General features: G+C 38.2%; 6 protein-coding genes. 5 read left to right on the forward strand and 1 reads right to left on the reverse strand.

What is annotated here, in order from left to right; all coding sequences use genetic code 11:
* Positions 1 to 79: 79 nt before the first annotated feature.
* The 5 genes from D4N35_RS15280 (at position 80) to D4N35_RS15300 (ending at position 4,045) form a co-directional block, all read left to right on the forward strand.
* Complete coding sequence (locus D4N35_RS15280; protein WP_120075261.1) at positions 80 to 874, forward strand: alpha/beta hydrolase; 795 nt, start codon at positions 80 to 82, stop codon at positions 872 to 874.
* Positions 875 to 901: 27 nt separating this feature from the next.
* Positions 902 to 1,999 (forward strand): tetraprenyl-beta-curcumene synthase, encoded by a 1,098-nt coding sequence (gene tbcS, locus D4N35_RS15285; RefSeq protein WP_120075262.1) that lies wholly within the window; start codon positions 902 to 904, stop codon positions 1,997 to 1,999.
* A gap of 129 nt (positions 2,000 to 2,128) precedes the next feature.
* A complete protein-coding gene (locus D4N35_RS15290) occupies positions 2,129 to 2,314 on the forward strand; it encodes a carbon storage regulator (protein WP_120075263.1) in 186 nt (61 codons plus the stop codon).
* Between the two features lie 75 nt (positions 2,315 to 2,389).
* A complete protein-coding gene (locus tag D4N35_RS15295; protein ID WP_120075264.1) occupies positions 2,390 to 3,229 on the forward strand; it encodes a flagellin N-terminal helical domain-containing protein in 840 nt (279 codons plus the stop codon).
* 75 nt (positions 3,230 to 3,304) lie between these two features.
* A complete protein-coding gene (locus D4N35_RS15300; protein ID WP_120075265.1) occupies positions 3,305 to 4,045 on the forward strand; it encodes a hypothetical protein in 741 nt (246 codons plus the stop codon).
* Positions 4,046 to 4,383: 338 nt separating this feature from the next.
* Here the strand turns inward: D4N35_RS15300 and D4N35_RS15305 are convergent, their stop codons facing one another.
* Positions 4,384 to 6,879, reverse strand: a complete 2,496-nt coding sequence (locus D4N35_RS15305) for a YheC/YheD family protein (RefSeq protein ID WP_164876403.1) — start codon at positions 6,877 to 6,879, stop codon at positions 4,384 to 4,386.
* Positions 6,880 to 7,110 lie beyond the last annotated feature (231 nt).

Genomic DNA, 7,110 nt, shown 5'->3' on the forward strand with positions numbered 1-7,110 from the left:
GGCCTCTATGTATAAGAGAGATTCTTGGAGAGAAAAAGGGTAGAATACTATTAGATGAATGGAAAAAGGAGTCTGGAAAATGCGGAAATGGGAAGCAGAAGGAGAAGCCAGGGGAGTCATCATCATTGTCCATGGGGCTATGGAGCATCACAGGCGTTACAGCTGGCTTAGGAATATGTGGGTGCTAAGCGGTTTTCACGTCGTGATGGGGGATCTGCCGGGCCAGGGGCTGACAACAAGATCACACAGAGGGCATATTGATTCATTTGATGAGTATGTGACGGAAGTGAAGAAGTGGTTACAGGAAGCGCTGAAATATCGCTTGCCGGTTTTTCTTCTTGGACACAGCATGGGCGGTTTGACAGTCATCAGGATGCTTCAGGAAGAAAAACAGGATATAGCAGGGGTGATCCTGTCATCACCGTGCCTTGGGTTAGCCAACTATCCGCCTATGCCGATCAACGCGTTGTCAGTCGGCCTGAATTGGATTGCTCCCGAGCTGAAGATAGACAGTCATTTGGATGTGGACCTTGCCACGCGCAACCGCGATGCGAAAGACCGCGCGTTGAATGACAGCCTGTTTGTAACGAAGGTATCTGTCCGCTGGTACAGGGAGCTTTTAAAGGCGATGAAAGAAGCCTTCACAAACATTTCGAATTTTCCTGATGTTCCTCTTTTGGTTATGCAGGGCGGAGATGATAAAATTGTGAATAAAACCGATGTACAAAATTGGTTTAACAGGCTTTCCATATCCGAAAAGCTTTATAAGGAATGGCCGAAATGTTATCATGAAATATTCAATGAACCGGAAAAAGAAATGATTTTTGACTATGCAAAAAGCTTTGCCGAACTTCGGCTGCGGCTTCTTCAATAATAAAAAGTAAGTTAGGTGATATCATTTATGCTGCCAACCCATCCTATATCGCTCATGAATAAGGTCTACCGGGAAATCATGCCGGCAGTTCATATGGAGTTATCCTACTGGAAAGAGCGGGCGGGCGCGATTCCAAACGAGGAGCTGAGACGGCAGGCTCAGGCAAGTATACAATATAAGACTTTTCACTGTGAAGGCGGGGCAATCTTGGCTCTTGCCGCTTTGGAACATAAACAGGACGCCGTCAAATTCATCGTGGCTTATCAGACGATCAGCGATTATTTGGATAATCTGTGCGACAGGAGCACTTCACTGGATCCGAAGGATTTTGCGGCTCTGCATGAATCGATGGAGGATGCATTGACGGCAGGGGCATCTGAGCGCGATTATTATCGCTTCCGTGAGGACAAAGACGACGGAGGATATTTGGCCGATTTGATGAAGACGTGCCAGTCTGTCCTTGACAGGGTGCCTCATTATGAAATCATTAAGCCTTACTTGCTTGAACTTTGCAGGTATTATTGCGATTTGCAAATACATAAACATGTTTGCAAGGAAGAAAGGGAAGAGCGTCTCAAGCAGTGGTTTGCCGAACACGAGCGCGTTCTTCCAAAGATGGGATGGCACGAGTTTTCTGCCTGCTCGGGATCGACGCTCGGCATTTTTTGCCTCGTTTCCTATGCTTTGAGGGATGATTTCGAAGAAAAGCATGCGGAAATGATCCGTGAAGGGTATTTTCCGTATATACAGGGGCTCCATATTTTGCTTGATTATTTCATTGATCAGGATGAGGACAGGGAAGGCGGGGACTTGAACTTCTGTTTTTATTATAAAAATGAAGAGGAAATGCTGAACCGCTTTATCCATTTCATTGAGGAAGCCGATAGGCACACGAAACATTTGCCGGACCGGAAGTTCCATAAGCTGATCAACCGCGGTTTGCTTGGAATTTATCTTTCCGACCGCAAAGTGAACAAGCAGGCCAGCGTCAGGTCGCTGGCAAAAAAAATCATGAAGCGCGGAGGCATGATCAGCTATTTCTTCTATTGGAACGGCAGGGCGTACCGGGCTTTTCAGAAGAAATTTTCGGGAACTGAAAAACTCGTTTCATCGGCAGTAAAATAATAAAAATGAAACGCTCGTCCTTGAGGGATGGAGCGTTTTTAATTTGAAGGAAAAAATTTTTTCAAAAACATTAAACATTCCATGGCCCTGCCGATATAAATAGTGAATCATCAGGGAGGATGATCAGCCATGGCATTGGTAGTAGGAAGAAAAGCGGGAGAAGCGATCATCTTGGAGAACAGCCGGGATGACACCCAAATGCGAATTGAAGTAATCAAGGAAGACGGCCTGCTCCGCTTGAAAATCGAAGCTCCAAAACACATTCAGATCTATCGTGAAGAGATTTACGGGGAGCAGCGCAAAAATCGGTTATAACCTATCCAGGTTGTAATATATCAAACAGGCAAAGGGATGTGCCTGTAAAAAACAAAACAGGGAGGTTGATTGATTATGATTATCAATCACAACATTTCAGCACTTAATGCTCATCGTCAATTGAGTGTAAACAATGGTGCAGCATCAAAATCTTTGGAGAAGCTTTCTTCAGGACTTCGCATTAACCGTGCAGGAGATGATGCGGCAGGACTAGCAATCTCAGAAAAAATGCGTGGCCAGATTCGTGGTTTGGAAGCTGGTTCGAAAAACGCCCAAGACGGAATTTCGATGATTCAAACAGCTGAAGCTGGACTTACAGAGGTCCACTCTATCTTACAACGTATGCGTGAACTTGCTGTCCAAGCATCAAATGACACTAACGTTGATGTGGATAGAAAAGCTCTCAACGATGAATTTGCACAGTTAGGAAAAGAGATTGAAAGAATTAAAGACAAATCTCAATTCAATAAACAAAACTTGTTTGATGGTACAGCAGGGGATGCTGGGGATGGAAAAGTAAACCTTCAAGTTGGTGCTAATAAGGGAGACTTAATATCAGTTGACTTTGCAACTGAGGGAGTTAAGCTTGATCAAGTAGTATCAGAAGTTCAAGCAGAATCAATAGAGAGTTATGAGTCTGCGCAATCCGCTCTCGAGGCAGTTGAAAAGCAAATTGCTAATGTTTCAAGTGGCCGCTCTTATCTTGGAGCAATGCAAAACCGTTTAGAGCATACGATTAACAACTTAAACAATGCTTCAGAAAACTTAACAGCAGCTGAATCACGTATTCGTGACGTTGACATGGCGAAAGAAATGATGGAATTCACAAAGAACAACATCCTATCTCAAGCAGCGCAAGCAATGCTCGCCCAAGCCAACCAACAGCCACAGGGAGTTCTTCAGTTACTTCGTTAATAATGGATGACAAAAAGACTCTAACCCTTTTGGTTAGGGTCTTTTTAAATAGACACAACGGAATAGGGGCTAATTATGAAATATATTTTTACTGATCCAGAAACACACATGGATTTTGGGTTTGGATTATTGGCATCCAATTTTCATAGCACGGCAAACTATTTGTGGGATAGTAATCCGAATAGAAAAACAACTGGATTATTACCTAATCTGTATTTATACAGGCATTCAATTGAACTTTATTTGAAGTCGTTAATTATCATTATTCATAAAAAAATGAAATTAAATTATAAAAATGGTACAATTCCTTTTGATTCAAGAGAACCTTATATTGGGTACACAGATTCCAATGGGATTAAAGGTTGGAAGAAAATAACTAATAGTCATTTTATATCGTCACTTTATGATTACTTTAAGGCGTTAGTATTGAAATATGAAGATGATTTAAGGGAAAAATCCTCACAGGAAATGTCCATAATTATAAATCCTGAGAATCAAAAAATAGTAGACCATATCAAGAAATATGATGATAGGAGTACATTTTTTAGATATTTTGATTTAAGCACGACAATATCTGATGATAAAGAAGTAGAAAAAAAATACAATAAAAGGATTCCTCTAGAGGAATTCCATCCCGATGAAAATAAGCCATCATCGGCTTTCCTTGTTATTAATGAAATAAATGAAATAGTTGAAATTCACCAGACCGCAAAAGATATGCCTTTAAAAGAGCTTGGGAGAGATTTAAGGAATCTTGCTGATTACTTATCGGGAATACATGTTATGTTTCGTACTTGTCTATGTAATGGTTTTTAAAAGAACCTAAAATGGTATAGGTCCTGTGTAACATACTAAAAATGAACACGATTAATGCTAGGTTCTGAAACAGTTATGAAGTGGATTCCGATGAGGAAGTCATCACAATACCGAATGGCATTATGTTCCAGCGTGTGTTTTAGAGCGTTCCTATTGTTACAATGGCTTCTTTCGAAACATGTAAGACACTAGAATGTACCCACTCTTATAATAGTGTGCAACGTGCCCATTAGCCAAACGCTAGCTTCCGATAAAATAAGGGTCTTTTCAACCATAATAATTTATTAGCCTTTTTTTAAAAAAGCCACCCGTTGTAAAAGGTGGCAAAAACAATTGATTCATTTGGTTGTTTTTTCTGCTAAGTAAATAGCATTAGGTATTGCAAGTTGAGCAATATCAAAGTGACTAATAATACCTGGTTTATTAACGTTGACCTCAATCAAATAGGGGGCTGCATTTGTGTTTAGTGCTAAATCTAATGCAATTTCATTAAAACGCTCATCGTAAAAAGATGTAAATGTATTGGTTACATTTTTTGCGACTGTTTTAATAGTTTGCTCCAATTTATTGGATTGCTTCATGGGCAGGTTTCTTTCTAAAAATCCTATTAAACCTCCTATATACCCACCTGTACCCGTGCTAGAGATAGTGGCGTAATGTATCCCTATCCTGGGATATATACTCGCAAAACTCCATTCATCATTTCTGTCCTTCATCATATGAACACGAATATCAAAAGGTTGTCCATCTATCGTTCGTGTATTAATATATTGTTGAACAATAAAGTGTCCTCTATCTAACAATTCATTTAAATATTTTCTAAGTGAGATCTCACTATGATCGGTTTCTTTATCTTTTTCTACAACAAAGTATTTATTATTTTGTTGTTTTGATATGTAGTGAACCCCTTTTGCAAATGAGCCTACCTCCGGTTTAAGTATCACAGCCCCATATTCATCAATATACTGTAATATATCTCTGATCTTCTCAACTTTTTTATAAGGAATTATTATATCATTTAATTCATCTGTGGATTTCAATTTATCATATACTTCCAACTTACTAATTGAATTTCCATAGAACTCGTTTGTAAAAGGGATACCTTCAAGTTCTTCATATACACTATTAAAGCCTTTCACACCTTTGAGACGGAAACGGTCATATATGACATTAGGATATTCCACAATCTTTGATACCCATTTTCCATTTTCATAAAATTGCCCTTTTATTAACATTTCATTGTAATCAATATCGTTTGGCGTAAAAGTATAAAATTGTACGTTTTCATAATGTGCCACATAAGCACAAGCAACGGCTAATTTATCATCTTCATTTTTGCTTTTAAGCATTCCAATTCGATAACGGCTATCAACCTTTGCGAAAGGAAGACTGCTTGTTTTAACATTAAATTGTTTAGGGCTATTTTGGAATTGGTTATGTTTTACAATTCTATTTTCTGCAATATAAATGGCATATCCTATGGTATTTACAGCTCTTGCTTCCTCATGATAAGTAGATTGTGGACCGTTATTCGCTTCATGGAGCCAAAAACGGCCGGTTTTATCAATTGCAAGGTCTAAACCAAGCTCATCTAAAGAAAAGTTATGAATGCGATCTAGGTATTCCGTCAATTCGAGTGAGAGTTTACGAAGTTCTTTATCGTAATTTCGACCTTTTGCGTCCCCAAACTCTTTTACGAGCAAAGTTTTTAGTTCTTCAGTTCGTCCTCCCCGACTGATATTACTTAAGATACTATGCTTACTGCCGATTCGAGGGTATATTCTAGTTATTTGCCATTTTCCTTTTTTATCCTTTTGCATATGAGCCCTGATATCGAATGGTTCTCCGTCTTTGGTTTTACATTCAACATAACGCTGGATCATATAGCTGAATTTTAATAAAGTTGTTTGGATCCAATCATTAAATTTATCTTGGTTTAATATTCTTTCCTGCTGGTGCTCTGATACTGTAAAACGATTTCCTTTTTTCTTAACAAAGTAAATTCTTTCACCGCGTGCACCCGATATGGGCTTAAGAACAGCCATTTGCTCGTTGCTCAGATATTCATTTACGATATCCTCGTCTGTAACTACTTTGAATGGGACTAGTAACTCAGCAAAACGACGGTATTTTACCATCATTGCAGGCAAATGAAATTTATTCCCAACACCAAAACTAGTAAATGGAATCATTCTTCTTAGCTTTCTTTCAGTAATTGATTGCTGGTGTTTAGCAGTAATCCCAATATTATTGATGACATCTGGAAAATCAGTAGATACCTTTTTCCATTCCCCATCTTGAAAAACACTAGCATCAATTTTCTTAGTTTCAAAGTTTACGTCTTCCGATGAGAAAAATATTAGATTAGCTTGTTGTAAATTGCTTTCTTTTAAAAGAGCATCGATTCGCTCTTTAGGGTAAACTTCTATCGGGTTTTGTTTGTCAAAGTAAATACCTATTGTAATTGTCGAGTTTTTTATTGATCTGACATTCGTAAAAGCTTTATTTAACCTTTCAAGATTAGGTAATAAAGAGAACTGAACAATTTCGGTTACTTTAATATAATTTTTTTGTTCAAGATGGGTTGCAGTTAATACTAAATTATTCTCAATTTTTTTCAAAAAATCTTTTGCACTTTTTAAATCGGTATCGTAAACAGCGACGATTTTACTGATAGCTTCATAGCCTTCAACTATTGAGCTGAAAATATGAACACTCTGGATAAACTCTCTTTTACTAATATTTTTTGCAAAATGAACTGTTGCTTCGATTAAAGTATCCGAGATGTTTTTTATTTGAATAAACTGGTTATCTGTTAGTGCTAAATTGTTCATGGATGACACTCCTTTATAATGTCTACTATATTTATATCGGTTGTTTTTATAAATTTCGAAGCAAATAACATGTTTTTTAGGTGGATGGGTTGAGTGCCTGTTGGTCAAGCCACCTATACTAGAGAAAGGAATCATTTCTTATTAATTTGGGTTAGAAAGTTGAGACTTGAGTAAAGTAAAAGCAGTAAAAGCATAAAGATTATCTTTTACGAACAACTGGCAGAAGGCCCG

The organism is Siminovitchia fortis (assembly GCF_003605365.2).
In the GTDB taxonomy this organism is placed as follows: Bacteria; Bacillota; Bacilli; order Bacillales; family Bacillaceae_C; genus Siminovitchia; species Siminovitchia fortis.